The sequence below is a fragment of the Nocardia sp. GCM10030253 genome (assembly GCF_042675075.1).
In the GTDB taxonomy this organism is placed as follows: domain Bacteria; phylum Actinomycetota; class Actinomycetes; order Mycobacteriales; family Mycobacteriaceae; genus Nocardia.
Map to the genome: position 1 here is coordinate 815,427 of NZ_JBHTDL010000006.1, position 24,782 is coordinate 840,208.

At 67.2% G+C, this 24,782-nt stretch carries 23 protein-coding genes; 1 reads left to right on the forward strand and 22 read right to left on the reverse strand.

Annotated features, from left to right (window positions below; all coding sequences use genetic code 11):
- Window positions 1–223: 223 nt before the first annotated feature.
- Entirely contained in the window at window positions 224–1,183 is a 960-nt protein-coding gene (locus ACFQZZ_RS15915; RefSeq protein WP_378680327.1) for a ComEA family DNA-binding protein, read from the reverse strand.
- A gap of 804 nt (window positions 1,184–1,987) precedes the next feature.
- Here ACFQZZ_RS15915 and ACFQZZ_RS15920 point away from each other — a divergent pair.
- A complete protein-coding gene (locus ACFQZZ_RS15920) occupies window positions 1,988–2,278 on the forward strand; it encodes a hypothetical protein (protein WP_378680329.1) in 291 nt (96 codons plus the stop codon).
- A gap of 319 nt (window positions 2,279–2,597) precedes the next feature.
- Here the strand turns inward: ACFQZZ_RS15920 and ligD are convergent, their stop codons facing one another.
- From ligD to ACFQZZ_RS16025, 21 genes are all read right to left on the reverse strand, one after another.
- On the reverse strand, window positions 2,598–3,563 hold the full coding sequence (gene ligD / locus ACFQZZ_RS15925; RefSeq protein ID WP_378680332.1) for a non-homologous end-joining DNA ligase: 966 nt from the start codon (window positions 3,561–3,563) through the stop codon (window positions 2,598–2,600).
- Between the two features lie 157 nt (window positions 3,564–3,720).
- Window positions 3,721–4,350 carry a hypothetical protein gene (locus ACFQZZ_RS15930; protein ID WP_378680335.1) on the reverse strand — a complete coding sequence of 210 codons (630 nt, stop codon included), beginning with the start codon at window positions 4,348–4,350 and terminating at the stop codon, window positions 3,721–3,723.
- Window positions 4,351–4,756: 406 nt separating this feature from the next.
- Window positions 4,757–5,716: an RNA polymerase sigma-70 factor gene (locus ACFQZZ_RS15935; RefSeq protein ID WP_378680337.1), complete on the reverse strand. Its 960-nt coding sequence runs from the start codon at window positions 5,714–5,716 to the stop codon at window positions 4,757–4,759.
- 146 nt (window positions 5,717–5,862) lie between these two features.
- Window positions 5,863–7,053, reverse strand: a complete 1,191-nt coding sequence (locus tag ACFQZZ_RS15940; protein WP_378680339.1) for an NAD(P)/FAD-dependent oxidoreductase — start codon at window positions 7,051–7,053, stop codon at window positions 5,863–5,865.
- A 243-nt stretch (window positions 7,054–7,296) separates the two neighbouring features.
- The gene (locus tag ACFQZZ_RS15945) at window positions 7,297–8,238 is read right to left on the reverse strand and encodes a sigma-70 family RNA polymerase sigma factor (RefSeq protein ID WP_378680342.1); all 942 of its coding nucleotides are present in this window, start codon (window positions 8,236–8,238) and stop codon (window positions 7,297–7,299) included.
- 10 nt (window positions 8,239–8,248) lie between these two features.
- Window positions 8,249–9,439 carry an NAD(P)/FAD-dependent oxidoreductase gene (locus ACFQZZ_RS15950; protein ID WP_378680345.1) on the reverse strand — a complete coding sequence of 397 codons (1,191 nt, stop codon included), beginning with the start codon at window positions 9,437–9,439 and terminating at the stop codon, window positions 8,249–8,251.
- Window positions 9,440–9,835: 396 nt separating this feature from the next.
- Window positions 9,836–10,327: an FBP domain-containing protein gene (locus ACFQZZ_RS15955; protein ID WP_378680348.1), complete on the reverse strand. Its 492-nt coding sequence runs from the start codon at window positions 10,325–10,327 to the stop codon at window positions 9,836–9,838.
- A gap of 137 nt (window positions 10,328–10,464) precedes the next feature.
- Window positions 10,465–11,127 (reverse strand): transcriptional repressor LexA, encoded by a 663-nt coding sequence (gene lexA / locus ACFQZZ_RS15960; protein WP_378680351.1) that lies wholly within the window; start codon window positions 11,125–11,127, stop codon window positions 10,465–10,467.
- A gap of 125 nt (window positions 11,128–11,252) precedes the next feature.
- Window positions 11,253–11,741 (reverse strand): GNAT family N-acetyltransferase, encoded by a 489-nt coding sequence (locus tag ACFQZZ_RS15965; protein WP_378680354.1) that lies wholly within the window; start codon window positions 11,739–11,741, stop codon window positions 11,253–11,255.
- 110 nt (window positions 11,742–11,851) lie between these two features.
- Window positions 11,852–12,694: a DegV family protein gene (locus tag ACFQZZ_RS15970; protein ID WP_378680357.1), complete on the reverse strand. Its 843-nt coding sequence runs from the start codon at window positions 12,692–12,694 to the stop codon at window positions 11,852–11,854.
- Window positions 12,695–13,435 carry a diglucosylglycerate octanoyltransferase gene (gene octT / locus ACFQZZ_RS15975; RefSeq protein ID WP_378680582.1) on the reverse strand — a complete coding sequence of 247 codons (741 nt, stop codon included), beginning with the start codon at window positions 13,433–13,435 and terminating at the stop codon, window positions 12,695–12,697.
- Window positions 13,436–14,561: 1,126 nt separating this feature from the next.
- Window positions 14,562–15,221 (reverse strand): histidine phosphatase family protein, encoded by a 660-nt coding sequence (locus ACFQZZ_RS15980; RefSeq protein WP_378680360.1) that lies wholly within the window; start codon window positions 15,219–15,221, stop codon window positions 14,562–14,564.
- Window positions 15,218–15,664 carry a ribosome silencing factor gene (gene rsfS / locus ACFQZZ_RS15985; RefSeq protein WP_378680363.1) on the reverse strand — a complete coding sequence of 149 codons (447 nt, stop codon included), beginning with the start codon at window positions 15,662–15,664 and terminating at the stop codon, window positions 15,218–15,220. Before rsfS ends, ACFQZZ_RS15980 begins: the two co-directional genes overlap by 4 nt.
- Before the next feature lie 28 nt (window positions 15,665–15,692).
- On the reverse strand, window positions 15,693–16,334 hold the full coding sequence (nadD, locus tag ACFQZZ_RS15990; RefSeq protein ID WP_378680366.1) for a nicotinate-nucleotide adenylyltransferase: 642 nt from the start codon (window positions 16,332–16,334) through the stop codon (window positions 15,693–15,695).
- Between the two features lie 82 nt (window positions 16,335–16,416).
- A complete protein-coding gene (locus ACFQZZ_RS15995; RefSeq protein WP_378680368.1) occupies window positions 16,417–17,136 on the reverse strand; it encodes an RsiV family protein in 720 nt (239 codons plus the stop codon).
- A gap of 100 nt (window positions 17,137–17,236) precedes the next feature.
- A complete protein-coding gene (locus tag ACFQZZ_RS16000; RefSeq protein WP_378680371.1) occupies window positions 17,237–18,010 on the reverse strand; it encodes an RsiV family protein in 774 nt (257 codons plus the stop codon).
- A 100-nt stretch (window positions 18,011–18,110) separates the two neighbouring features.
- Window positions 18,111–20,090: a hypothetical protein gene (locus ACFQZZ_RS16005; RefSeq protein ID WP_378680373.1), complete on the reverse strand. Its 1,980-nt coding sequence runs from the start codon at window positions 20,088–20,090 to the stop codon at window positions 18,111–18,113.
- Between the two features lie 39 nt (window positions 20,091–20,129).
- Window positions 20,130–21,995, reverse strand: a complete 1,866-nt coding sequence (locus tag ACFQZZ_RS16010) for an HSP90 family protein (RefSeq protein ID WP_378680376.1) — start codon at window positions 21,993–21,995, stop codon at window positions 20,130–20,132.
- A gap of 57 nt (window positions 21,996–22,052) precedes the next feature.
- Window positions 22,053–22,394 (reverse strand): MmcQ/YjbR family DNA-binding protein, encoded by a 342-nt coding sequence (locus tag ACFQZZ_RS16015; RefSeq protein ID WP_378680378.1) that lies wholly within the window; start codon window positions 22,392–22,394, stop codon window positions 22,053–22,055.
- A 9-nt stretch (window positions 22,395–22,403) separates the two neighbouring features.
- Window positions 22,404–23,822: a VWA domain-containing protein gene (locus tag ACFQZZ_RS16020; protein WP_378680585.1), complete on the reverse strand. Its 1,419-nt coding sequence runs from the start codon at window positions 23,820–23,822 to the stop codon at window positions 22,404–22,406.
- A gap of 46 nt (window positions 23,823–23,868) precedes the next feature.
- Window positions 23,869–24,750: an AAA family ATPase gene (locus ACFQZZ_RS16025; RefSeq protein WP_378680381.1), complete on the reverse strand. Its 882-nt coding sequence runs from the start codon at window positions 24,748–24,750 to the stop codon at window positions 23,869–23,871.
- Window positions 24,751–24,782 lie beyond the last annotated feature (32 nt).

Here is a 24,782-nt window from a genome sequence, read left to right on the forward strand (position 1 = left end):
GCCACCCTCGCCCCGGTCCGCGTCGGGGTTGTCACCGCGCACCCGTCTACTGCCTACCGCCCGTCGACTGCTCATATGAGGCTCACCGGCGCAGCGGTGCCCATTGCTCCTTGCGCTGCGGCGCACATGACAAATCCTCGCCGAATCGGGCAGCCCACAGGCACCACCCGCACGTAATCCTTGGTCCGCGCGATCACTGGTACTCGACCGACCATTCCGATCCTCATACCCTCACCAACCCACGCAGGCGCCCGAGTCGGGTGGGGCCGATGCCGTCTACCTCGCCGAGCTGTTCGATATCGGTGAAGCGGCCATTCTTGGTGCGCCAGGTGATGATTGCGCGGGCGGTGACCGGGCCGACGCCGGGCAGGGCGTCGAGGTCGGACTCGGTTGCGGTGTTGAGATCTATGCGGCCGGTCGGGGCGGGCGGCGGCGGCGCCGAATTCGAACGGGGAGCCGAGGCGGCAGCGGCGCCTCCGGCGGCGCTGACCGTCGTGCTGCCCAAATGCGGCGGCCCAGGATTCGGGCCGGTGGCGCCGACCAGCACCTGATCGCCGTCCTGCAAGCGCTGGGCCAGATTGAGCCCGCTGAGATCGGCGCCTACTTTCGCGCCGCCCGCCGCCGCGATGGCGTCGGCCACCCGAGATCCGTTGGGCATCCGCAACAGTCCACCGTTGTGCACCAAACCAATGACGCTGACTACCAGTTCGACCGTAGTGACGCCATCCGGACCGTCAGGCGGCGCCGGGGCCGCGCCGGGTGGCGCACCGGCGCTCGGCACTTCGGCCGAGCTCGACAGGTGCGCCGCGGCGGGAGCGGTGGTCGTCGTGCGCACGGCGGGCAAGGGTGGAACCGGCTGCGCGACCGGCCGTTCCCGCAGCACCACTACCGTCGCCAAGACCACTGCCGCCAGCCCCACCAATGCCAAGGTCACCACACCCCGCCACCCCGGATCGAACCGCGCACCCCGAAATCTTTCCGGCACAAGCCGATCCCGCCACAACGAGCCGCTGCTCGCCTCCTCCAGCCAACCGGGCACCCGCACCTCACCAACCCCGCCTGCCGGGTCTCGATCGCCACCGGACTCGCCATCCCGTTCGTCGGACTCCATCCCCTTCGACGACAACCGGTCGTCATCCCATCGCCCACCACCCATCACCCCAGCCCGTCCGATCTGCCCCACCCGCCGCACCTTTCCCAATCGCTCCGCTGCCGCCGACTCCGCATCCCTCACCCATTCATGCCCCTCCGATGGCTCGCTGTCTTCGGGCAACCCCACACTCCCGAAAACCTCGCGATCCTCCGATCGCCCGTCGGCTCCGGGACATTCAGCACTCCCCAACCACTCACGATCCGAGGCTTGCTCGTCATCGCCGAACAGGGCCACATCGCCTGGTCCCTGGGCGCTCCCTGGTCGCTCGCCACTGACCGACCGCTCAGCCACCCTCCGCACCCCGCCCGTCTCCGCCCGCATACGACGTCCCGACCGCTCGCCGTGCTCCAAACGCCCATCCCCACTCGACACCCCGACACTCCCCGGCCGCTGGACACTTCCTGCCCGCCCAACCCTTTCCGACAGCTCCCCCTTCCTGGACCACTCCCCGCTCCCCGACTGCGCAGAGCCCTCGATCGGCTCACCGCCCGATCGCTGAACGCTGCCCACCAATCCGGCGCCGCCGGATGTGCGGGGGCGCCCCGCGCCAGGCATACGTCCGCCCCGGAATGGTGCGGGCTCGACCACGCCACGAACCCCAGCACCCGCTGTTCTGCTCGCGCCGACTCTGATCATCAGCGCACTGAGGCGCTGTCGGATCCGCTCGCGTTCGTCGTGTCGTGACATGGCGGCGACGGTAGTGCTGTTCGAGCACCCGGGATCGACGCTGAACACGGGATTCGATAGGTCTGTTGATAACTGCGCCCCTGTGGAAAACCGCGCTTCGGCTGGCCGTCGGCGACCTGATCAATCCGGACCGGTCGGTACTATTCAATGGGCCGCAGCAGCGTCCGCTATCACTTCACCGAACCCTCGGTGCGCATGGCCGCCTGCGCCTCGGCCGACCGCACCAGCCAGCGGCTCACACCGCTGATCGCGTCGACCGGACAGCTGAGCGAAACACAGGCTCGCGTGGCCACCAACGCCCTGGTCTTCGGGTACTTCGCCGCCCTCGAGCAGCGGTACCTCGACGCCGGCAACCGCCCCATCGCCGACTACGTCGAGGACGGCATGCGCCCACTACGCGGCATCTGGCCGTCCGCCGACTACGAAAATCCCGCGTAACAGCGATACTCGCCCTACTCCACGCGCCGAACATCTCGCATGACGATGGCGGAGTCCCAACGGACGCTCGAGGCAGGCGCCGCGCACAGCCTGACCGTGCACCATGATCGGAGCATGAAAGTTCCTGTTGGGCAATCGGATTCGGCACGTGTGGACCCGAGGTGCCGCATCGGTCCAACACATCGCCCGGCCCGAGTCAGCTGGAGCGGTCTTCTCACGCGGCCCGATCCGATCGAGGCGGAACCCAGCCCGACGGGCAACGGCCGCGCTGCGGGTCTTGGTCATGTCGGAGATCGGCAAGCCAATCCGTGCGGAGAGGCTAGTTTCGCTCGTCTCGCGGTTGCGGCTCGCGTGTGACTTCACGTGGCGATTTGTCGGGACGCAGTCCACGCCAGGACGGGTGCCGGAGTCGGCCGTCGCTCGTCCATTCGGTGAAGGCGACTTCGCCGACGACTCCGGGTTCTACCCAGATGGCGTCTTTGACGGCGGCGTCGACCGTGGCGGTCGATCTTTGCAACGGTTGGAGCCTGGCCTGTAGGTCGGCGAGTGTCGCCTGGGTGAAGCCGGTGCCGACGTTGCCGATATAGCGCAGTGTCCCAGTGTCGTCGTTGACCGCCATCAGCAGCGAGCCGATGGTGCCCGCGCGGCGACCCGTTCCTGGTCGCCAGCCGACTATGACGACCTCCTGATCGGCGGTGTTCTTCACCTTGATCCAGAGCGGGCTGCGGCGACCGGGGAGATAGGGGCTGTCGAGTCGCTTGCAGACGATGCCTTCCAGCCCAAGGCGTTTCGACTCGGCGAGAATGTCGGCGCCGGTGCCGGCCAACCGCGGCGGGACCTGCCAACGTCGGCCGCGCAGATCCAGTCGTTCCAGAAGTTCGCGTCGTTGCCGGTAGGGCAGATCGATCAGGGAACGGTCGCCGATGTGGAGCAGGTCGAAGATCATGTAGGTGGCAGGGACCGATTGTGTCAGGGCGCGGATCATCGCGGGATTGCGCTGGTGCATCCGCGGTTGTAGAGCTTCGAACGAGGTCCGGCCATCGGCAGCGAATGCGACGATTTCGCCGTCGACAACAAAAGGAGGGTCTGCGGGTGCGATATCGGCCAGCTCAGGCCAGGCCGCAGTGATGTCCTTGTCGTTGCGCGACATCAGCCGCAGCTCACTGCCGATGTATCCGGTAGCTCGGACGCCGTCGAACTTCACCTCGTAGTTCCATTGCGAGCCATCCTCGGGAAGGGCGCCGGCTGTCGCCAGCATCGCCGCGTAATACGGCAGCCGTGTCACGCCCGCCTCGCCACCATCGCCGGTCCTCTCGCGAACTCGAACGGTGCTGCCCGGTAACGAGAAAATAATACCGACCAGTCCACCTATCTGAGAGAGGCTGACGATAGGTGTGAGGTGCTGACGTGGCGTCGGCTGCTGATGTGCAGATCGTCCGAAGTCAGGCTGCGGCTTTGGCGGCCCGGCGTGCGTGCAGGCCGCCGGCCACGCAGAGCACTGCACCGAGCGCGATCCAGGCGACCAGGACGGTGACGGCGTGGGTGGCGCCGCGGCCGTCGAAGAAGGCGGTCGATCGCAGCAACCGGCCGCCTGCTCCGGGGGGCAGTAGTTGGCCGAGCGTGCCGGACCAGCCTGGCAGCATCTCGGGTGCGGTCGCCGTGCCCGAGAGTGGGTTACCGATGAGCATCATGACCACGGCGCCGATCCCGATTCCGGCGTATCCGAGTAGGGATTCCAGCCCGAGGACGGTCAGGGATGTGGCTGCGATGGTCAGCGCGATGGCGCCGGCGTTGGCCGGGTAGGACCCGCTCAGTGAGCCGAACCAAAATTGCAGGATCGCTGCCACGGTCAGGCCGCCGGTTGCCGCGAAGGCGATTGCCCCGCTCACCCGGCGGACAGTGCCGTGGACGAGCCTGGTCAGCAGCACTGCGGCCAGCAGACCGCCCATGACCAGTGGCAGTGCGCCTGCGGCCAGGCCGGAGCCGCGCGGGTCGTCGGAGGGCAGGGCGGCGAGGTCGCGGACGGCGACCGGTGTGCCGGGTTTGCCTGCCTGGCCGAGGCCGGTCGCCATGGTCTGCAGGGTTTGGGCGACCGCGGTGCTGGCGGCAGAGGCGATGATGACCTGCGGGGGGGCCGGAGCCGAGGTCTATAGCCCCGTACACCTGCCGGTCGCGGATAAGTTGTTCAGCGGCATCGGTGTCGGCGACTTCGGTGATCTCGAAGCCGCCCGGCAGACGTTGATCGAGTGCGGTACGGATCTGTGCGACCGCGCTGGCCGGCCCGGCGACAGCGATCGGCACATCGTGAACCGACGACCGCACCGACGGCCAGGCGAACGCGATGAGCAACATGCTTGTGATCGCCGTGAGCAGGACGACTGCTCCGGCCACCGTCGACCATCGTGACGGAAGTGTGTCGGTGGCGAGTGGTGCCCGCAGGGTCATGTCTACTCCTCGAAGTCGGGCCGTGACCGGTATTCATCGCAGGGTGAGCGGGGTCGCGGATTCGATGTGTGTCAGCTTCTGCGGGTTGCGGACGAAGTACAGGCCGGTGATACGGGTGTCCTCGATATGCATCACGATGACACCGTCGAGTTCACCGTCGACGTGCAGAGCCAGTGCCGGGCCAGCGTTGACCACGGTCGGCTCGACGGTAAGCGGCACGTCGTTCCTGGTGAGTCCGCCGACGATGAACCGGGCCACCTTGTCCGCGCCGACGACCGGACGCGGGGTGGCCTGCTTGATACCACCGCCGTCGCTGATCGCGACAACGTCGGGGGCGAGCACGTCGAGCAGGCCCTGCAGATCCCGGGTCTCGAGCGCACGCTGGAAGGCTTCGAGAGCCACCTCGGCCTGTCGTGCGGTGACCGCGCGGCGCGGGCGGCGGGCTTCGACATGGCAGCGGGCGCGGTGGGCTATCTGGTGCACGGCGGCGGGGGTCTTGTCGACCGCGGCCGCGATGTCGTCGTAGCCGATCCCGAAGGCTTCGCGTAGCACGAACACCGCCCGTTCGGTCGGGGTCAGTGTCTCGAGGACAAGCATCAGCGCCATCGACACGCTTTCGGCGAGTTCGACGTCGGCGGCCACATCCGGAGTGGTGAGCAGTGGCTCCGGCAGCCACGAGCCCACGTACGACTCTCTGCGCCGTTTCATCGAGCGCAGCCGGTTGAGCGCTTGCCGGGTGGTGATCCGCACCAGGTAGGCGCGTTGATCGCTCACCTGTCCCACGTCGACCTTCACCCATCGCAGCCAGGTGTCCTGCAGGACGTCTTCGGCGTCGGCGGCTGATCCGAGCATCTCGTAGGCGACGGTGAACAGCAGATTGCGGTGTACGACGAACGTCTCCGTCGCGTCGACAGTGGCGTGGTCGTCGCTGTCGAGGCCCGCTGCCTCGCTGTCGGCCCGCCGCTGCCTGTCGGGTTCACCTGTTGTGTCCATGGAGTCCTCTCCTATTAGTGGCCGTTGGGTCCGCGCCGGTTCGCCGATGCGACACGATGAGCGGCGGCGTCCGCGATTCGGGCACTGCCGCACATCGTGCAGCCGAGATCACCGGCGACCGACACGACGACGGCGGTGTCGGTGTCTCAGGCGATCGGTGCGGGCGCGTCGCTGCGCTGGGCCTGCAGCAGCTGCGGCCGGTGCTTGCCGTCCTTGGGCCAGGAGTGCGAGCCGGGCTTGCGCGCTTCGGTGACCAGGTGTTTGACGCTGGCGGCGCAGGAGAACTCTTTGAGCGTCTTGCCCACGAGCCCACTGAAGTAGATCCGCATCGCGGTGTCGTCCTTGTGGCCGAGCTGGAAGATCCCGGTGCGGCGGCCGAAGCTGATGCACATGGCGGGGAACGACAGGTCGATCGGTGCCGGCTGCTCACCCGCGATCCGGTTCAGGACGGTGTCGGCGGCATGGGCGCCCAGGCAACCCGCGGCGTAGGCGCTCATCCGGAACGGCAGGTCAGATGGTGCTGACGAATCACCCGCCGCGACGATTCGCTCGTCGTCAATGCTGGTCAGTGTTTCGTCGGTGAGCAGGCGCCCGGCGGCATCGGTGCGCAAGCCGCTATAGGCCGCCAGGTCGGGCACACCGAAGCCCGCGGTCCAAATGGTGACCTGACTCGCCAACGTGCGGCCGTCACCGAGTTCCACGGACTCCCGCGTCACCGCATTGACCGACGCATCCGAGCCTTCCAACACGTCGACCCCCAGCTCGGCGAGGTACTTACGGGCGGTGCGTCGAGCTCGAGGGTGCAGGTACGGACCGAGGACACCCCCGCAGACCAACGTGACGGTGCGACCCTGTTCTGCCAGCTCCGCGGCGGTCTCGATGCCGGTCGGACCACCCCCGACGACCGTCACCGCGGCCGTCACGGGCGTGTCGTAGAGCACTGACCGCAGTCGCTGCGCCGCCTCCAACGTGGAGATCGGGTAAGCGAACTCGGCCGCGCCCGGCACCCGCGGGCCGGCGCTGCCGCTGCCCACCGCGTAGATCAGGTAGTCGTAGCCGATACCGCCGCCCTCAGCAAGCGTCACACTGCGCCCAGCTGCGGCGATCCGTGTCGCGCTGTCGATGACCAACTGGACACCCTCGGCGAGGACTTCCGTGTAGTCGACGACCGCATCGTGGGTCCCGCCCACCAGCTGATGCAGGCGCAGCCGCGGGACGAAGACCGAGCGCGGATTGATCACGGTCACCGTCACGTCGTCGCACTGCGTCAAACGATTGGCCGCCATAACACCGGCATATCCGCCGCCGATCACGACCACATCGATGTTCTTGCTCATGGTGTCCTTCTCTCCGTAGGGCTCGAGCACAAGACACCGCGTCGAAGAACATCCTGACAGCATGTGACTGATATCACTCAACAGTCTCGGTCCGCAGCTCATCACGCGATCGAGTAGCCGGACGACACCACGTCACCCTGCTCACCGCCACCCACGACGTAGACCACGGCCGAGCCGCGGTGCTCGCCGAATGGTTCGACGGGAATTGACGGACGAACGTGAGATCGAGTGTCGGACGGCCGATTACCACGATTCGATCAGCGGGACATCATGCTCATGCCGCTGCCATTCCTCGGTGAGGCGACCGAGTCGGTCCGGGGCGGCGATGCCGCGCACGCCTGCGATCTTCTCGTCACGGATCTCCAGGATCACGACGCCCACGACCCGGTCGTCGAGCGTGGCGAGCATGGCCGGGCAGCCGTTGACCACGACGGCATGGATCGAGGGCGAGCCACCGGCGAGTCTCCGCTTGGCCGGAGTCGGTTTGAAGCCGGCCCGCACCGCGCCGGCGATCCGCTCCGGGGTCGAGTACCGGATCAGCTTCTCGGCGAGCCCCAGCCCGGCGCCGTCGGAGATGCCGGTCGCGTCGTCGGTCAGCAGCGCCAGCAGCCGTTCGGTCCGGCCCGAGGAGGCGGCATCGACGAACGCCTCGACGATTCGACGCGCGGAGGCGTGGTCGATGTCAGTGCCGTTGCCGGCGGCGGTGATTCGACGCCGGGCTCGGTGGGTGTGCTGCTGACTCCCGGACTCGGTGATGCCGAGAATCTCGGCTATCTCGGCGTGGCTGTACGCAAAGGCCTCGCGCAGCACGTAAACGGCCCGTTCGACCGGCGACAGACGCTCCATGAGCGTCAGCACCGCCAGGGTCACCGATTCGCGCTGCTCGACGGTGTCGGCCGGGCCAAGCATCGGGTCGCCGTCGAGGAGCGGTTCAGGCATCCAGGCGCCGACCGCGCGTTCGCGCCGCATCTTCGCCGAACGGAGCCGGTCGAGCGCCAGGTTGGTGACGATCTTGGTCAGCCATGCCTCGGGCACCTCGACGTACTCCCGGTCGGCGGCCTGCCACCGCAGGAACGCGTCCTGCACCGTGTCCTCGGCGTCGGCGGACGAGCCGAGCAGACGGTAGGCGAGCGAGGCCAGCCGATTCCGGCTGGCCTCGAAACACGCCACGGTGGCAGTGTCCATGAGCACGACTCTATCCGGCGACCACGTCGAGCGAGTGCTCTCGGGTAGTGGCCAAGCGGTACTTGTGACTCGGCTTTCCGAAGGTCGGGTGGCTCACGGCCCAGGCGGCAGTATCGAGGATTGCCGACTTGACGCGCGCGGCCGTCCGGCCACGTAGGGCCCCAGACTTCGATCGCGCGTCACCGTCGACCAGCTGGAAGATCCCGTCCTTCCGGCCGAGGCTGATGTGGTTGCCGACATACGACAGCGCGGTCGGCGTGATCTTGCGTCCGGTCCGGTCGCCGATGATCGCGGCGATCGCCTGCTTGCTGGTGGGTCCAGCGGAAGCGCAGGACATCGGCAACGGCAGACCGTTCTCGCCGATGACGAAGGCGCTGTCACCGGCAACGTAGATATCCGGGTGCGAGACCGACCGCATCTGACGGTCGACCGTGATCTGGCCGTTGGCTATCACCTCGATGCCGCTGGCGGCGGCAATCGGGTGGACGGCGAAGCCGGCGGCCCACACGGTCGCGTCGGAGGCGAAAGCGGTGCCGTCGGTGGCGACCGCCGCCGCCTCCTCGACGCGCTCGATGGTGGTGTGCTCGTGGACCGTGATACCGAATCGGTCGAAGGCACGCAGCAGGTGACGGCGGGCCTTCATGCCCAGCCAGCCGCCCAGTTCGCCGCTGGTGACGAGGCTGACCCGAAGTCCTGGACGGGATTCGGCGATCTCGGTGGCGGCCTCGATCGCGGTCAGATTGCCGCCGACTACCAGTACCTTCCCGTCCTCGCCCAGCTCATCCAGGCGTGCGCGCAGGCGCAGCGCGGCCGGCCGCGCGGCCACGTGGAAGGCGTGCTCGTCGACGCCAGGAACGCCGTGGTCGGCGGCGGTGCTGCCGAGCGCGTAGAGGAGGGTGTCGTATTCGAGCCGGTCGATGCCCTCGCCGTCGGCGAGGGCGACAGTCCGGTGCTCGGCGTCGATGTTGGTTACCCGCGCCACTCGTAGCCGGATGCCGGTGCCCGCGAACACGTCCGCCAGCGGCCGGTGGCGGAGATCCTGCCCGGCGGCGAGCTGATGGTTGCGCAGCCGCTCGACGAAATCGGGCTCGGCGTTGACGACGGTGATCTCGAAGTCGTCGGAGTGGAGTTGGCGGGCCAGGTATCCGGCGGAGAAGGCTCCGGCGTATCCGGCCCCGAGGACGACGATACGGTGCTGCATGATTCGCTCCTGTCTGGTTCGCGTGCTCCCTGAACGAGACAGCCCCCGAATTCCTGACAGCATTAACCAGTGACGTGGATCACCCCCGAGGCCCGCTCAGTGGACGAACTCCATTCCGAACCGAGCTAGACGAGTAAGTCCGAACCCTGGTTAGTGGTCGTAGGCGGTCAGTGACCGGATGACGGGCGCTTCCCACGATTCTGGACTGGTTCCTCTCCGGATGGGGTGGCCCGGTCGGTGTCCGGGCCGTCTCAACCGGAGAGCAATCCTGTGCATCCCGAGTTCTGGTGGTGTGGCTGAACTCGGGATGCGTCGGGGGCCGGTTCCTGAGTGTCGGCGCACGGCATCTACCTCCGTTTCGTGTCGGCAGCGCTGACTGCCTGGTAGATCAGTGTTTTAGGTGTACAGCCTCGCGATGAAGGCGTTGATGTTGTCCCGGACTCGCTCGACCTTCGTTTCGACGGAAATGAGGTCTTCGCGGTACCGGTTGCCGAGCGCGGGCGTTCTCTTGCCGCGCGCGTACAGCGAACACGCGAGGTCGGTGCACATGTAGGTGCCGACCGAGTTACCGCGGCGGCCGGATTCGCCCGCCTTGTGCGCGGTCATCAAGGAGACACCTTTGCTGGTGTGCGTGGTCATGCATATCGCGCACATCTGCGCCCGACCGAATCCACCTATTTCGTAGCGCAGCGTGACACCGATGATGCGATCATCCTGCGGAACGACGAGGTAGCCGCGTCCGGGCAGCGACGGGTCACCCCAGCCGAGGAAGTCCAGGTCATCCCATGGACGATCGTCCAGATCGCGGGGCACCGGTAGCTTCTTGGCGGTGGTCTTGGAACAGTTGATGAACGACGACCTGATGTCGCGTTCGGTGACGGCTTTCATGACGGCATCGACTCCTTCGGTTGATCTGTGACAAACCGAAGTGACGTTACAGCTGGTCATAGCGCTGAACAACGGAATTTCAGCGCCACGGCGCCGAAGTGTGGCGAGCACCATGAGCCGCCGCGGACGACGCGGCGTCAGACCCGGCGCATCACCGAGACGACCTTGCCGAGCACGACGGCCTCGTCACCGTCGATGACGGCATAGGCGGGGTTGCGGGGCTCGAGGTAGACGTGTCCGTTGCGGCGGCGGTACACCTTGACGGTGGCCTCGCCGTCGATCATCGCGGCGACGATCTCGCCCGAGTGGGCTTCATGCTGTTTCCGGATCACCACGATGTCGCCGTCGCAGATCGCGGCGTCGATCATCGAGTCGCCGCGCACCCGCAGGCCGAAAACCGTGCCGCGACCGACGAGTTCGCGCGGCAGGGTCATCATGTCGTCGGTGTGCTCCTCGGCAAGGATGGGGCTGCCCGCGGCGATGTCGCCGACAACGGGCACCGCCACCGATTCGTCGGACAACTCCCGCGGCGCGGCAGAGGCCAGGAACATCCGGACATCGATCGGGCGCGACATCGTCTCGCTGCGGCGCAGGAACCCCTTGTCCTCCAAGCTTTTCAGATGCTTGGACACCGACGACGAAGACCGCAGCCCGACCGCATCGCCGATCTCCCGGGTGTTCGGCGGATACCCGTGCCGCACAACGCAGTCCCGAATCGTGGTGAGAATCTGCTGCTGCCGCAGTGGCAGCGTCGAGGTGTCGAGGTGCTCGAACGCATCGAGGTGGTCGTATCCGGTCACCCGCGAATGGTAGATGCCCACCGCACCCACGAGCGGCACACTATGGAGTGACTATCCGGCGTGTCGCCGCAGCCATGTGCCACTCGCGGAGACGTTTACGCCACCGGCGGTGGCAACGCACCGTGTCAGTGGAGGTGCTTGGCGAAGCAGTTGGAGAGGGGCAGGGGTTCGTAGGGGGAGAACAGGGGGATCCGGTGGTAGCCGCTGCGTTCGTAGAAGCGGACGGCTTCGGGTTGCAGGTGGCCGGTTTGCAGGATCAGGCGCGGCTGGCCGAGTTCGCGTGCGGCATCTTCCGCGGCGGTGAGCAGGAGGGCGGCGACGCCGGTGCCGCGGTGGGTGGGACGCACGAACATGCGCTTCAACTCCAGGTCACCGGCATTCCATCGGACCGCGGCGTGGCCGACCGGTCCACCCGAATAGGCGACGAAGGTTCGGTGCACCGTCGCGGGATCGACGGCCTGCGGATTGCCGCCCAGTTGCTCGGCGAGGTAGGCGTACCGAGGACCGACCTCGGCAGCCATCTCCGCACGAAGAGTGACGGCGTCCTGGTGCTCCCAGTCCGTCGACTCCACGAACAGTGTCGGACGGGTCGGCGACGTCCCGAAACTCGTCATGCCGCGACACTAACCGGACCAGCCGTCACCGAAACCCTTTGCGATCAACAAGATTGTTTACCTGCCGCCCCGCACGCGGAGTACAAGCTCACGAATGGCACACCAGCGATTCAGGCGCAGCCGCCGGGGACTACCAGGACACCTACGGCACCGGTGCCGAGGTGGACGCCGAGGGTGGGGCCGAATTCGGCGATGATGAGTTCGCGGATGCCGGGGACGAGGTCGCGGAGTTGGGCGGCCACGGTGTGGGCCGCTTCTTCCGCGCCGAGATGTTGGACGGCGACCGCCGCGCCGTCGTCGCCAGCCGCATCGACCGCTGCGGCAACGAGTTTGGCGTAGGCCTTGGAGCGGGTGCGGACCTTTTCACGGAGTTCGAGGCGGCCCTGGACGATCTGGAGCAGTGGTTTGGTGACCAGTTCGCTGCCGAAAAATGCGGCGGCGCTACTCAATCGGCCGCCACGGCGCAGCTGCTCGGTGCGGTTCACCAGGATGAAGGTGCGTGAGCGGCTCGATGCGGCAACGGCGGTGTCGTAGACGATGTCCAGTGTGGCGCCGTCACGCGCTCGGCGGGCCGCCGCAAGCACCGGCAGCCCGGTGGCCAGGCCAGCGCCGAGCGAATCGACCAGACGGACACGGTCGGCAGCGTCCATATCGCGGACCGCCTGCCTGCCTGCCTCCCAGGTCCCCGATAGCTGGCGCGAAATATGCACCGCGACAACACCGTCACCGCCACTGCGTTCGAGGGCCCGTTCGTAGACCGCGCGCAGTTCGCCGGGCGAGGCCGCCGAGGTGGTCACGGTGTCCGAGGAATAGTCGATGTCGATGGGGTCGACGCCTTCACGGATCGCGCGATCACCCACCAGGACGTGCAGCGGGACGACGGCAATGCCCAGCTCGTCGACGAGTTCGGCAGGGAGGCTGGCGGAGGAATCGGTGACGACCACAACGGCCAACTACCGAACCTCCTGCAGGGTCTTCACCATCGCATTGGCCACCGCGGTGTGCCCGGCCCAGCCCCAGTGGATGCCGTCGGGGTTCGCCTCACCGGAGAAGATGTTGTCGCGTACCGCTTCGCCGAGATCGACCAGCGGCACCGAGGTCTTGGCAGACCACTTGCGCAGCGCCTTCACCGCGCGCTCGCGGCCCGAGTGCACACGGCCGTAGGCAGCACAGTTGTGCACCGACGGCAGCACCGCGACGACCGGCAGGTCGGGACGCAAGTGCGCCAGCGCCTCCCGCGACTGCTCCAGGTAGTCCACGCTCACCTTCGGCGGCAGCGCCACCGGACGACCGAGCTTCGACAGCTTGGGCTGTAGCCAGTTATAGGTACCCCGGACCATCCGGCGGATGGCGGGCGGGCGCACGTAGCGGATGAGCTCACGCAGCGCGGTCGGCAGCGGCGAGGGCAATGTATCCATCCCGCCGACCGCGAACACCACCGCACCCGCGCGCGGCACCGCGGCCCACACGCGTGGGTCGCCGATCAGCGCCCAGTACCCGTCGCGACAGGTCCAGCCGATTCGCCCGACCAACTCGACGTCCCAATCGAGTTCGGCGCCAACGAGGTTCGGCCAGATCTGCGGATGATCCGCAGGCAACCCACCCTTCGGCCCGAAATAGGACAGCGAGTCCGCGATCACCAACAACACCGGCCGCTCCGCAGACGGCTTCGCCGCCACAGCGGAGTCCGTCACAGCGGAGTCCGTCACAGCGGAGTCCGTCACAGCGGAGTCCGTCACAGCGGTCAGAGCGTCGACGGCACTGCCGGATTCGCTTGCCGTGGTGTCGGATTCGGCAACGGACACCTCGGCGCCCGAAGCCGCGGACCCAACCGACTCTCCTACGAGGGACCCAGATGTAGTCACGCTCATCGCGGATTCAGCAGTAGCCCCCTCGGGAGCGACACCGCCGACCAGCGCTGCTGCCGGAGCCGCGGTCTCTCCGACCTGGCCTGCCGACTCGACCTCGTCGGCGGATTCCGCGGCGTCGGCCGCCGGGCCGACGGATCCGGTTCCGTTCGCCGACTCGCCGCCGCTGACGGACGCGGCAGCACCAGACAAAGACTCGGCGATGGAGGGGGAAGTTTCCGCCGCGGGTGATGCTGTCTCGACAGCCGAAGCCACGGACTCCGCAGCATCTGCCAGCACCCCGGCATCGTCGGCAGGCGCACCAGCGCCCGCATCAGGCTTGGCAGCATCGGTGATGGACTCGACACCGCCGGACGCGGATTCCACTGCGGCAGAGCCGGACTCAGCCACCGGAGACACAGAGTCGGCATCAGCCGCGGCCGCATCGGCCACCGGCTGCGCCGCAGGAGTTGACGAATCGGTGGCTCCTGGAGGTTCTCCGGCACCACCCGCCTGCGCAGCGGCACCGCCCGCGGACTCGGTAGCACCGGACACCGACGAGCCAGTACCCGACTCGGATTTCGCAGCACCGGACGCGGACTCGGCAGCACCAGACTTGGATTCCGCGGCACCGGCCACCGTCGCGGCAGCACCGGATACAGATTGCCCAGCGTCTGCCACCGACTCGTCTGCACCGGACACGGATTTCGCTGCGGCCGAAGCCTGCTCGCCGGCGCCCGCTGCGGATTCCCCAGCGGCGGACACGGACTCGGCGGCACCGCGCCCGGATTCCACCGCGGTCGCCGCAGGCTCGGACGCACCGTCGGCCGCGGATTCAGCCTCGGGCTCGACCGGCTCGGGCTCGACGGGCTTCTTGACCGGCGGGGGTCCGAACAACGCGTCGGGGACAGCCCGCTCGGGCTTGGCCGATATGCGCCGGAATAGTTCGTCCGGAACCTGTCGAATCGGTTCTTCAGAGGACATCGGGGGCCACCTTCGCCGCTGCGTTCCACACATCCAGGCGCCAACCGGGTTGATCAATGCTCGGACCGTGGCTGCTCAGCTGCACCCAACTGGTGTTGGCCAAGCCCCCAAGGGCAGGCCAGTTCCGCGGCGGCAGGTCGAGCAGCGCGGCCGTGAGGGCGGCGATCAGCCCGCCGTGCGCCACCAGGATGATAGTCCGGCCCGGCCAATCCTGCCGGTCGGCGAACAATTCTTGCACCACAGGAAGTGACCGCGCGCCGACCTCGAGCTTGCTCTCGCCACCGGGCGGGGTGTACGTCGCGTCCAGTCGCCAGGCCACGCGTGCGCCGGGGTAGTCGGCATCCACGTCCAGGTGGGTCAGACCCTCCCAGTCACCGAGGTTGGTTTCCCGCAGCCGCGTATCCGTAACGACCGGCACCGTGGTGTGTTCTGCCAGTGCGGAGGCGGTGTCGAAAGCGCGCCGCAGATCAGAGGACACGATGGCGATGGCGTTGCGTGAGACCAGCTCACGCGCAGCCTCTTTCGCCTGGCGACGGCCGAGTTCGGTCAGGTCGGTGTCGATCTGGCCTTGCATCCGGTCGGAAGCGTTCCATTCGGTCTGCCCGTGCCGCAACAGGATCAGGGTGCGGACGCCGGCATGTCTGCTCACTCGGCGTCGTCCCCCGCTTCGCCGTTCGCCGCTTCGCTGTTCACGGATTCACCATTGCTCGCGACGGGCAGGTTCTGCGGTGCGCCGATGCCCTCCACCGGAACTACCGGGCAGTCCTTCCAGAGCCGTTCCAGCGCATAGAAATTGCGCTCGTCGTTGTGCTGGATGTGCACCACCACGTCGACGTAGTCGAGCAGCGCCCAGCGACCCTCGCGGGTGCCCTCGCGCCGGACCGGCTTGTGCCCGGCCTCGCGCAGCTTCTCCTCGATATTGTCGACAATGGCGTTCACCTGCCGCTCGTTCGGCGCGGAGGCGATCACGAAGCAATCGGTGATCACCAGCTGCTCGGAGACGTCGAGGACAACGACGTCGGACGCCAGCTTCTCGTCCGCCGCACGCGCGGCAACCTGCGCCATCTCCACCGATTCGACAGATGCGCTCATGCCGCCACCTCGCTGCGCTCGCTCACGTTCAGCTACCTTCCGCTCCTGCAGGCACGTAAAGGTGCCGCTTCGATATGTACTGCACTACCCCGTCGGGGACGAGGTACCACACTGGCCGATTCTCGGCCGCGCGGCGACGGCATTCGCTCGACGAGATCGCCAAGGCCGGGATCTCGATCATGGTCACCGCATCGACCGGCAGGCCGCGCAGATGCTCCGCGAGATGATCGGCATTCAGCTCATACCCCGGTCGGCTCACCCCGACGAACTTCGCCAGTTCGAACAGTTCGGCCCAATCCTGCCATGTCAGGATGTTGGACAGAGCATCCGCTCCGGTGATGAAGTACAGCTCGGCGTCCGGATGCTTGCTACGCATCTCGCGCAGGGTGTCGACCGTGTAGGTGACTTTGCCCCGGTCGATGTCGGCCCGGCTGACCGAGAATCGCGGGTTGGAGGCGGTCGCGATCACCGTCATCAGATAGCGATCCTCGGCCGGGCTGACCTGTTTATCCGCTTTCTGCCACGGCTGTCCGGTCGGGACGAAGATCACTTCATCGAGGTCGAAACGATTCGCGACCTCGCTGGCGGCGACCAGGTGACCGTGATGGATGGGGTCGAAGGTGCCACCCATCACCCCCAGCTTGCGTCGACGCCGACCTGTCTCGTGCATGAGTGCCGAGCTTAACGGGTTACCCGCTCACGACGTCGACGAGCGTGTGCTGACCGGGGGTCATGCGCCGGCGCACTTCCCGTCAACTGCTGACGACTGCCAGCAGACCAGGCTTCAGCACACTGTCGAGCGCCGACCACGGCACTGTGATGTCGATATAGCCCATCGCGTGCGAAGCGAGCTCGCCGAGGTAGATCCGCATACCCGCTGGGGTCGCCACCCAGCGCTCGTAATTCTGGACCTTCGGCTCGAGGTCTTCCTTGAAGTAGAAGTTTGTTCCGACCCGTGTCTTGGGTAGCAACTCCGCCGCCTGTACCGAGAGCACATTCAGGCCCTGCTGCAGGTCGGTGAACAGATCGGGCAGGGCAATCGCCGTCGCGGTGTCGATGTTCGTCACGTGGGTCGCCTTGAAGGTGGCCGGATGCGCGCCGCCGGTGTCGACCTCGATCCCCAACACGCCGCTGAGCACGTGGCGGCCGATACGGGTGATCTCACTGCGGAATCCGGTGACATTGGTATCCGGACCCGCGTTCCGGATGAACTTGTCCGCCTCGGCGCGCATCCCGTTGTCGAATTCGGTTCGCGCGTCCTCTTTTCCACCGGCCACCTGCGGCACGTCGACGCGGTATCCCACGCCTTCCAAACGCACCGAGGTCGCGGTGAAACCCCAGGTCGAATCGGGCGCGGGTGACGGGGCGGACGTGGTCGATACCGACACGGCCGAACCGGCCCTGTCGCTGGATCCACACGCCGTGAGCACGGCGACCAGCACAGCGGCCACGATGGCGGCGATCTTCTTCATTCGCGGTACCTCCCCAGACGATGCTGGTACAGCCTAGTGATTCGACGCGGGATCGTCGGCGGACGACCGCCCGCATGTCGCGCCGCCGTATCGCTCCGCGTCAGGAGCTGACGATTGCCCGCATGCCCGGCTGCAGCACGCCGTCCAGCTCGGACCACGGCACGGTGATCTCGATTTTGCCCAGCGCGTGCGGCCCGATCTCACCGAGCACGATCCGCATGCCTTCCGGGGTGGCCAGCCAGTTCTCGTAGTTCCGAACCTCTGGGGCGATGGCTTCCTTTCTGAAGTCCGCGCCCGCCCTCGTCTTCGGCACCAGCAAGGCGGCCTGCGCGGACAGCACCTCCAATCCCCTCCGCGTGTCGGTGAACAGGTTGGTCAGCGTTATCGGCTGGCCGGTGTCCACGTTCGTCACGTGGGTCGCGTAGAAGTTGTTCGGGTGCGCCGCGCCCTGCGCGTACACGATGACGACCAGCTCGCCGCTGAGTACATGGGTGCCGATATGCACTACCTTGCTCTCACCGCCGGTGATCGAGGTGCCGGGAACGAGCTGCGCGATCCATTCGCCCGCCAGCGCGCCCATCCCGTCATTGAATTCCGCTCGAGCGGCGGCGTTCCCGCCATTCACCTGCGGTACGTCGATCGTGTAGTTCGGGCCTTCGAGCCGGATCGAGGCCGGGGTGAAGGCGGCCTGCGGGTCGGCCTGGGGTGAGGTAAGGACGGTCGACGGCGCGGCGGAACCCGCCGGTGACGTAGCGCCCGCCGACGGCCTAGAACTGGCCGACGACGCTGCCACTCCCGACCCGTCCCCTGGCCCACAGGCCGTCAACACTGCGGTGACAGCGCCTGCGACGGCGACTGCGGCGATCTTCTTCATGTGGGAGCTCCCGAATCGACGACGCACCGAGCTCGTCTCGGTGTCCACCCCGACCATGCCGCTTCACCCTATCGATTCGCTTATCAACGAGTAATGGACGTCAGGCATCCGGCGGGTCGCCGACCTCGCGCCGCATGTCCGCGAGCTGGCTGCGGGTATGCGCGATTTCGTTGGCCACCTCCGGTGACGGTGCGGTGTCGGCGAGCTGCTCCAGTTCGGTGAGCAACCCGCGCATCGTCGCCTGCCACGGCCGCTCGTCGGATTCGACGTCGCGGCTCCACATCTGCACCCAAGCGGCCGAGCGCAGACACCTGGCCCGCGAACCCACCCGGCCGAGCGCACCCCAGAGCTGGGCGGCCCGCAGATAAGCGGCCAGCGCTCGGTCGTCCTCGTCGCAGTTCTCCAGAGCGGTGGCCGCCGCCCATGCCAGGTCGGCCTGTAGCTCGATGCGCTCGGGATCATCCTGCACCAGGCGGGCGGCCTCGACGAATTGCTCTGCCGCGGAACGGAATCGGCCGAGTCTGCGCAGCGACTCGGCGTACTGGCGGCGCAGGACCGCCATCTCGGCGGGCGGGTAGGGCGTCTTCCCCGCCGCGATCGGCTGCTCGAACAATGCCGCGGCCTCGCCGTGCTGTCCGGCGCGATGAAAGGCCCGCGCGGCGACGAAGGTGAGGTGCACCGCGTCCGCCTCCGAAATCCGCTCCCACCGTGCGACGGCATCGAGTGCCGCGTCGGCCAGTGCGAACTCGCGCCCCGGCTGCCCGGACATCACCATGACGAGCTGAGAGCTCAGCCGCGCCAGATGCTCGGCGGGCAATACCGCCGCGCCGATCGAAAGCGCTTGCCGCAGATGCCGTTCGGCGACCTCGGGCTGATCGATGAGTCGGGCCGCTGCCAGGTCGGCCAACCGCAGCGCCTCGGCTTTTCGTTCGGCGGCGGCGGTGACCTGTGCCGGTACAGTGGCCGCGGGCAGCGGACGGGCGTGACGCGGCAAGGTATTTCGGAGGCCGAGCGGAAGGTGTTCGAGCAGCGGTTGCTGCGCCAGCCGCGCCGCAACGCGGGCACCGACAATGGTGCTGCCGTTGCGGGCGTCGAATCGATCGGACAGCTCGCCGATCTCGATATCGAGGTCCGCCCGCACCGAATGCACCGTTCCCGCACCGACCGAGAGAGCACCGAGTCCCCGGATTTCGAGCCTGCGCAGCAGCACCGACACCCCGGCCGTGAAGGACAGTCGAGCGGCGGCGTCGGCACCCCGATCGGTCAGCCACGCGGCGTGCTCGGCGAGGATCTCGAGACCACGCGCTTCGTTGCCGGTGAGGGCACAGAATTCGATGTGCTCGGCGACCGAGTGCCGAAGATCGGGAGTGTTGCGAACCAGCGGATAACCGGTCAGGTGGGCATTGCGCGCCCGCACGGCGCGGCCGGTACGCACCAGCGGAAGCAACGCATGCGCCAGCACCCGGTGCGGCTGCTCCGAGCACCGGCGCTCGCCGTCCAGTACCGGCCACCACTGTGCCAGCGCACCCTCGTCGTCACCGGCCCGCGCGCGGTTGGCGCCCCATTCGTTGCGTTCGCACGCATCACAGTCGGACATCCCGTCGCGCGGCGCGGCCATCGCGGCGTCGAGCAGGCGCGCGGCATTCTCGTGGTGGCCCAGTTCCCGAGCCAGATTCGAGCGCAACGCAAGCACCGGCCTGGCACTGTATCCCTGCTGCCGATATCGGTTTTCGAGCTCGTCCAGCCACCGATAGGTCGTCGGCAGCGGTACCGCGGGGTTCTCGATCAGCCCCCAGGTCATCCACTTCAGATACCAGTGCACCGAGTGCGCTATGGCGCCGAGTTCGGCGGGGAAGTCGTCGTAGATCCGCAGTAGCCTGGCGTAGGCACCCGGAACCAGATCCCGTTCTCCCCCTTGCGTATACGCTTTCGCCAACTCCAACAGCACTGTCCCCTCCAAGGACCGGTCGGGCCCCACCTTCGCGGCCGCGGCGAGCATCTCCAATCGTTCCGTTCGTACTCGCCCGTGCGGCAGCGAACGACTCTGCGCCAACGCGCCTCGGATCTCCGTCACATCCATCTCACGCCTCCCCTGGATCTCTCATATCCACCCTCCACGTCACCCCTCCGCCGCACCCCCACCGACCGCGCGTTGCGTTGCCCAGCTGAGGAATTCACCGAAAGCTCGGTTGAGTAGCGCGGTGTCGGCCGGGCGCAGGGGACGATGGGTCATCAATAACGCTTGGCCGTAGAGGGATTCGACCGCGGTCATGGCAAAGACGGGGTCGGCGATTCGGCGCAGACCGCGGACCACCGCGCAGTGGTGGTTCAACACCAACTGGGCGCGCGGGGCGGTGGTCTGCATCGCGCCGAGGATTTCGGTCCAGAGTTCGTCAGCGTCGAGTGCGGTGTCCGCGCGGGTGCGGTCGTTGCGGGCATCGCGGCTGTCCAGATACAGGGCGGGCACCGAGATCGGGTGGAAGGCACGCAGAATCACATCGCAGTCCAGTGGCTCGAGGGCAGCACGTGCGGCGGCGAGTACCGGAGCCAACGCCAGTTCGTCGGACGGGTCGACGGTGTCCAGTGCGGCGGTCACCGCGTCCGCGTCGAGTTTCGCGACCGTCACATCCGGCACGATCCGCGGCAGCTGTGCGACCAACTCCGCGTCGTAGGTATAGCCACCGTTGACGACACCGACGCCCTGCGCCGCGGCGGTCGCGGCGACCTGACGGAACTCCTCCACCGTCGTCGTCACCCGGATCATCGGATGACGACGCGCGAACTCGGTCAGCGGCACGCGGCCGTCGGTGGTTTCGAACAATAGGTGCGGCAGCATGATCCGCAGCAGGTCGATGGAATGCCGTGCCATTGCCTTCACGCCGAGCGCGTGCACGGACAGGAAGGCGGTCAGGCGCTCGGGCTGCTCAGTGGCAATCTCGGTGAGCCAGTGGTGTATCCGATCGCCGAGGGCTTCGCGGACGATGGCGAGACGCTCGTCCTCGTAGAGCCCCTCGCGTGCGGCCGTCGGGCGCAACGTGTCGGTGTCGATCACACAGCGCACGAAGAAGGCCCAGTCCGGCAGCAGCCCGCGCACCGCGTCACCGAGCAGCATGCCCTTCAGATACACCCGGTGGGCACTGCTTTCCGCGGGATTACCCGGTTGCGACAGCACATACGCGACGCCGCTCACCCCGGCCGCTTCGACATCGAGATCGATCATGTCCAGCGGGGTGAAGCCCAACGTCCGCTCTCCGTACTCGAAGAGCGCCGCCCGCCGCTGCGCCGCGGACGCATAGGTCCGCCGCCACTCCGGCGGGCCATCTGTGGCACGCAGTCCGACACCGTCCCACTCGACCGTCACCTGATACCGCAGCAACGACCCGTAATCACGGACGAGTTCAACAACTCGCCCCGGCGTGAACCAGGACTCCGCGCCCACACGCGGAGTGAGAAACACGGTGGTGCCCGGCTCCGGACACTCCTCGAGTTCCAACCGACGCAACGCGTAGGTCCCGTCGGCGGCGGCACACCATTCGACGGGCGCTGCCCCGGATTCCGCGGCCGATCTGGTGACAACCCGGATCGTCTCGGCCACCGTGAAGCAGGCCAGCAACCCGATACCGAACTGCCCGAGGAACTCTCGCCGCGCACCCTCGATATCGTCATGCTTCGACGAACGCCCGATGGTGGCAAGGAAGCGGTGTACATCCGACTCGGTGAGGCCGATACCCGGATCGACGATCCGCAGTCCCGACGCGTCGACGATGATCCGAATCGCGGTGGGCGCCAACGGGTCCAGCTGCTGTCGAGCCGTAACGGCGTCGACCGCGTTCTGCAATAACTCACGCACATACACCCGCGGACTCGAATACAGATGATGCGACAGCAGATCGACGATCCCCCGTAGATCCACCTGGAACGAATAGCCGCGGTCCGCCGCCCCGTCCCCCACCGACGCGGTACCGTCCGGCGTTCTGTTCACCATGGCGACCGATAGTGGTGGTGCACGCCAATGGTTGGCTTAACGAAAGCTTGACAGCCTTCAGGCGGTGGGGCGTTTCGATTTCGGCAGCTTGCTCACGACGGCGTCATAGGATTGGTCGACGAGTTCGCCGAGTTCGTCGCCGGGCACCGTGCCACCGAGCCTGATGGTGTTCCAGCCGTACCTGCCGATATAGGCCGAGGCCGCCACGTCCTGCGGGTAGATCCGGATCAGCTCGTCGGCTTCCTCCCGGTTGCGGCCGCATTTCAGCCCGACCGAGGTCGACCCGAGGAACGCGAAGATCTTGTCGCCGACCTTGGCGACAATGTCGCCCTCCCACGGTTCGTCCTGCCAGGCACCGGGTTTCGCCAGGCAGTACCGCAACAGCTGCGCGTCATCCATGCTCGCTCCTCAGACCGGCAGCAGCCGGGACACCACGGCGGTCAGCTGTTTGGCCGACCGGCATTCGTGCATCTCGATCACCTGCTGATACTTGTCGGCGGCGGAATCACCCGAGCCCCACTGGGTTTGCCGTTCCGGATTGAGCCAGTGCGCGTGCTTCGCGACACCGACCAGCGATCGCAGCGTTTCCAGCTCCGGATCACGGTAGTTGGTGCGCGCGTCACCGAGAATCAGCAGCGAGCTGCGGGGGGTGACCGCGTCGGGAAAGTTCTGCGCGAATCCGGCCAGCGCACTGCCGTAGTCGGAGTGCCCGTCCATGCCGATCACCTGCGCCTCGGTGAAGATGCGGGCCATCGCCTCATCCAACTGGGTATGCGGATCGAAGAACCGGGTCACCTCGTCTACCCGGTCCACGAACGCGAAGATCCGCACCCGCGAGAACTGTTCGCGCAGCGCGCTCACCAGCAGCAGGGTGAAGTTGCTGAAGCCAGCGACCGAACCCGAGACATCGCACAGCAATACCAGTTCCGGGCGGCCCGGCCGTGGCTTGCGATTGACCAGGTCGATGGGCACACCGCCGGTCGACATGGATTTGCGCAGCGTCTTGCGCAGATCGATCTCGCCGCGCCGGGAATGCCTGCGGCGCACCGCGAGACGCGAGGCGAGGATACGGGCCAGGCGCTGGGAGCTGCGGCGCATCTCGACCAGTTCGGATTCCGAGGCGCGCAGGAAGTCGACCTCTTCGGCCTGGCGCGCGACAGCATAGCTTGCGACGCGATCGCGGCCGAGTTGTTCCGCCACCCGCCGCTGGGTCTCGGCTTCCACGGTGGCACGGAATCCGGCGATGCGCTCGCGTGCCGCACGGCGCGCGATCTCGGTGTCGAACTCGCTGGTATCCGGTCCGATGGACAGGCCGGCCAGGATCTTGGCCAGCAGGGTCTGCGGCTGTACCTCTTTGAGCGCTTTGTACGCGGAGTAAGACGGGCCGCGCGACGATTGGTACTGGCCGAGTTGCTCGACCAACTGCGCGGCGAGCATCTCCAGTTGCTGGGTGGCGTCTTCCTGGGTCAACAGGTCCGCGAGCAGTTCTCGAAGTGCCTGGATATCGACCTCGCCCGAGGGCTTGTGTGGAATTTCGAGGTCGTCGAGGGCTCCGCTGCGCTCACCGACCGCGATCGGGAACCACAGATCGAATAGTCCGTCGAAGATACTGCGGTGCGTGGTGCGGCGCAGCAGCGCGCAGGCCAAGCCCTCGCGCAGCACCTCACGATCCATCAGATCGAGCACGATCATCACCCGGCCCGCGTCCACGGTCTCCGACGGGCCCACTGGAATGCCGCGCGCCCGCAGCGCCTCGACGAATCCGACCAGATGGCCCGGCAGCCCATGCGGCGCACTGAGCGGTGTCCCGGCAGCGACTGCTTGCAGGTCGTTCACAACAGCACCGCCTTGGGGACCAGTCCCGCCGCCATGGTCAGGCCAGCTTCAGCTCGGCCAGCGCGCGCTGGTGGTCGGCCTGGTGTTTGAGCACAACACCGAGCGTCGCGCGCACGGTCGTGTCGTCCAGATCCTTCAGGCCGAGCGCGAGCAGCGTGCGGCCCCAGTCGATTGATTCGGCGACCGAAGGCAACTTCTTCAGCTGCATACCGCGCAGCACATGCACGATCTGCACCAATTTGGCGGCGACCGCGGCGGACAGTTCCGGCACCCGGCTGGCCAGGATGCGGCGCTCGAGCTCCTCATCCGGGAAGTCCAGGTGCAGGTAGAGGCAACGACGCTTGAGCGCTTCGGAGAGTTCACGGGTGGCGTTGGAGGTCAGCACCACGAACGGTTTACGGACCGCGGTGATGGTGCCCAGTTCCGGAACGGTGACCGCGAAATCGCTGAGCACCTCGAGCAGCAGGCCCTCGATCTCGACGTCGGCCTTATCGGTCTCGTCGATCAGCAGCACGGTCGGATCGGTGCGCCGGATCGCGGTCAGCAGCGGCCGGGAAAGCAGGAACTCCTCGGTGAAGACGTCGGCCTTCGTTTCTTCCCAGTCGTTTTCGCTCGATGCCTGGATGCGCAGGATCTGCTTGGCGTGGTTCCACTCATAAAGCGCGCGGGCCTCGTCGACACCCTCGTAGCACTGCAGGCGCACCAGTTCGGCACCAGCGGTCTGTGCGACGGCCCTGGACAGCTCGGTCTTGCCGACACCGGCCGGGCCCTCGATGAGCAGCGGCTTGCCGAGGCGATCGGCCAGGAACACCGACGTCGCCGTCGCCTTATCGGCCAGGTACCCGGTCGTGGCCAGCCGTTCGATCACATCGTCGACCGATGTGAAGATCGGCTCCTGCACTGCGCTATCCGTGGCCACGTGGCGTCCTTCCATCCAAACCCACCCCTCAC

Bases quoted from the DNA above. Each gene is read 5' to 3' on its own strand.
- ACFQZZ_RS15920 (WP_378680329.1), top strand. From the start codon at position 1,988: ATGGGCCGCAGCAGCGTCCGCTATCACTTCACCGAACCCTCGGTGCGC.
- ACFQZZ_RS15930 (WP_378680335.1), bottom strand. From the start codon at position 4,350: ATGGCGACCGGCCTCGGCCAGGCAGGCAAACCCGGCACACCGGTCGCC.
- ACFQZZ_RS15935 (WP_378680337.1), bottom strand. From the start codon at position 5,716: ATGGACACAACAGGTGAACCCGACAGGCAGCGGCGGGCCGACAGCGAG.
- ACFQZZ_RS15940 (WP_378680339.1), bottom strand. From the start codon at position 7,053: ATGAGCAAGAACATCGATGTGGTCGTGATCGGCGGCGGATATGCCGGT.
- ACFQZZ_RS15945 (WP_378680342.1), bottom strand. From the start codon at position 8,238: ATGGACACTGCCACCGTGGCGTGTTTCGAGGCCAGCCGGAATCGGCTG.
- ACFQZZ_RS15950 (WP_378680345.1), bottom strand. From the start codon at position 9,439: ATGCAGCACCGTATCGTCGTCCTCGGGGCCGGATACGCCGGAGCCTTC.
- ACFQZZ_RS15955 (WP_378680348.1), bottom strand. From the start codon at position 10,327: ATGAAAGCCGTCACCGAACGCGACATCAGGTCGTCGTTCATCAACTGT.
- ACFQZZ_RS15965 (WP_378680354.1), bottom strand. From the start codon at position 11,741: ATGACGAGTTTCGGGACGTCGCCGACCCGTCCGACACTGTTCGTGGAG.
- rsfS (WP_378680363.1), bottom strand. From the start codon at position 15,664: ATGAGCGCATCTGTCGAATCGGTGGAGATGGCGCAGGTTGCCGCGCGT.
- nadD (WP_378680366.1), bottom strand. From the start codon at position 16,334: ATGCACGAGACAGGTCGGCGTCGACGCAAGCTGGGGGTGATGGGTGGC.
- ACFQZZ_RS15995 (WP_378680368.1), bottom strand. From the start codon at position 17,136: ATGAAGAAGATCGCCGCCATCGTGGCCGCTGTGCTGGTCGCCGTGCTC.
- ACFQZZ_RS16000 (WP_378680371.1), bottom strand. From the start codon at position 18,010: ATGAAGAAGATCGCCGCAGTCGCCGTCGCAGGCGCTGTCACCGCAGTG.
- ACFQZZ_RS16005 (WP_378680373.1), bottom strand. From the start codon at position 20,090: ATGGATGTGACGGAGATCCGAGGCGCGTTGGCGCAGAGTCGTTCGCTG.
- ACFQZZ_RS16010 (WP_378680376.1), bottom strand. From the start codon at position 21,995: ATGGTGAACAGAACGCCGGACGGTACCGCGTCGGTGGGGGACGGGGCG.
- ACFQZZ_RS16015 (WP_378680378.1), bottom strand. From the start codon at position 22,394: ATGGATGACGCGCAGCTGTTGCGGTACTGCCTGGCGAAACCCGGTGCC.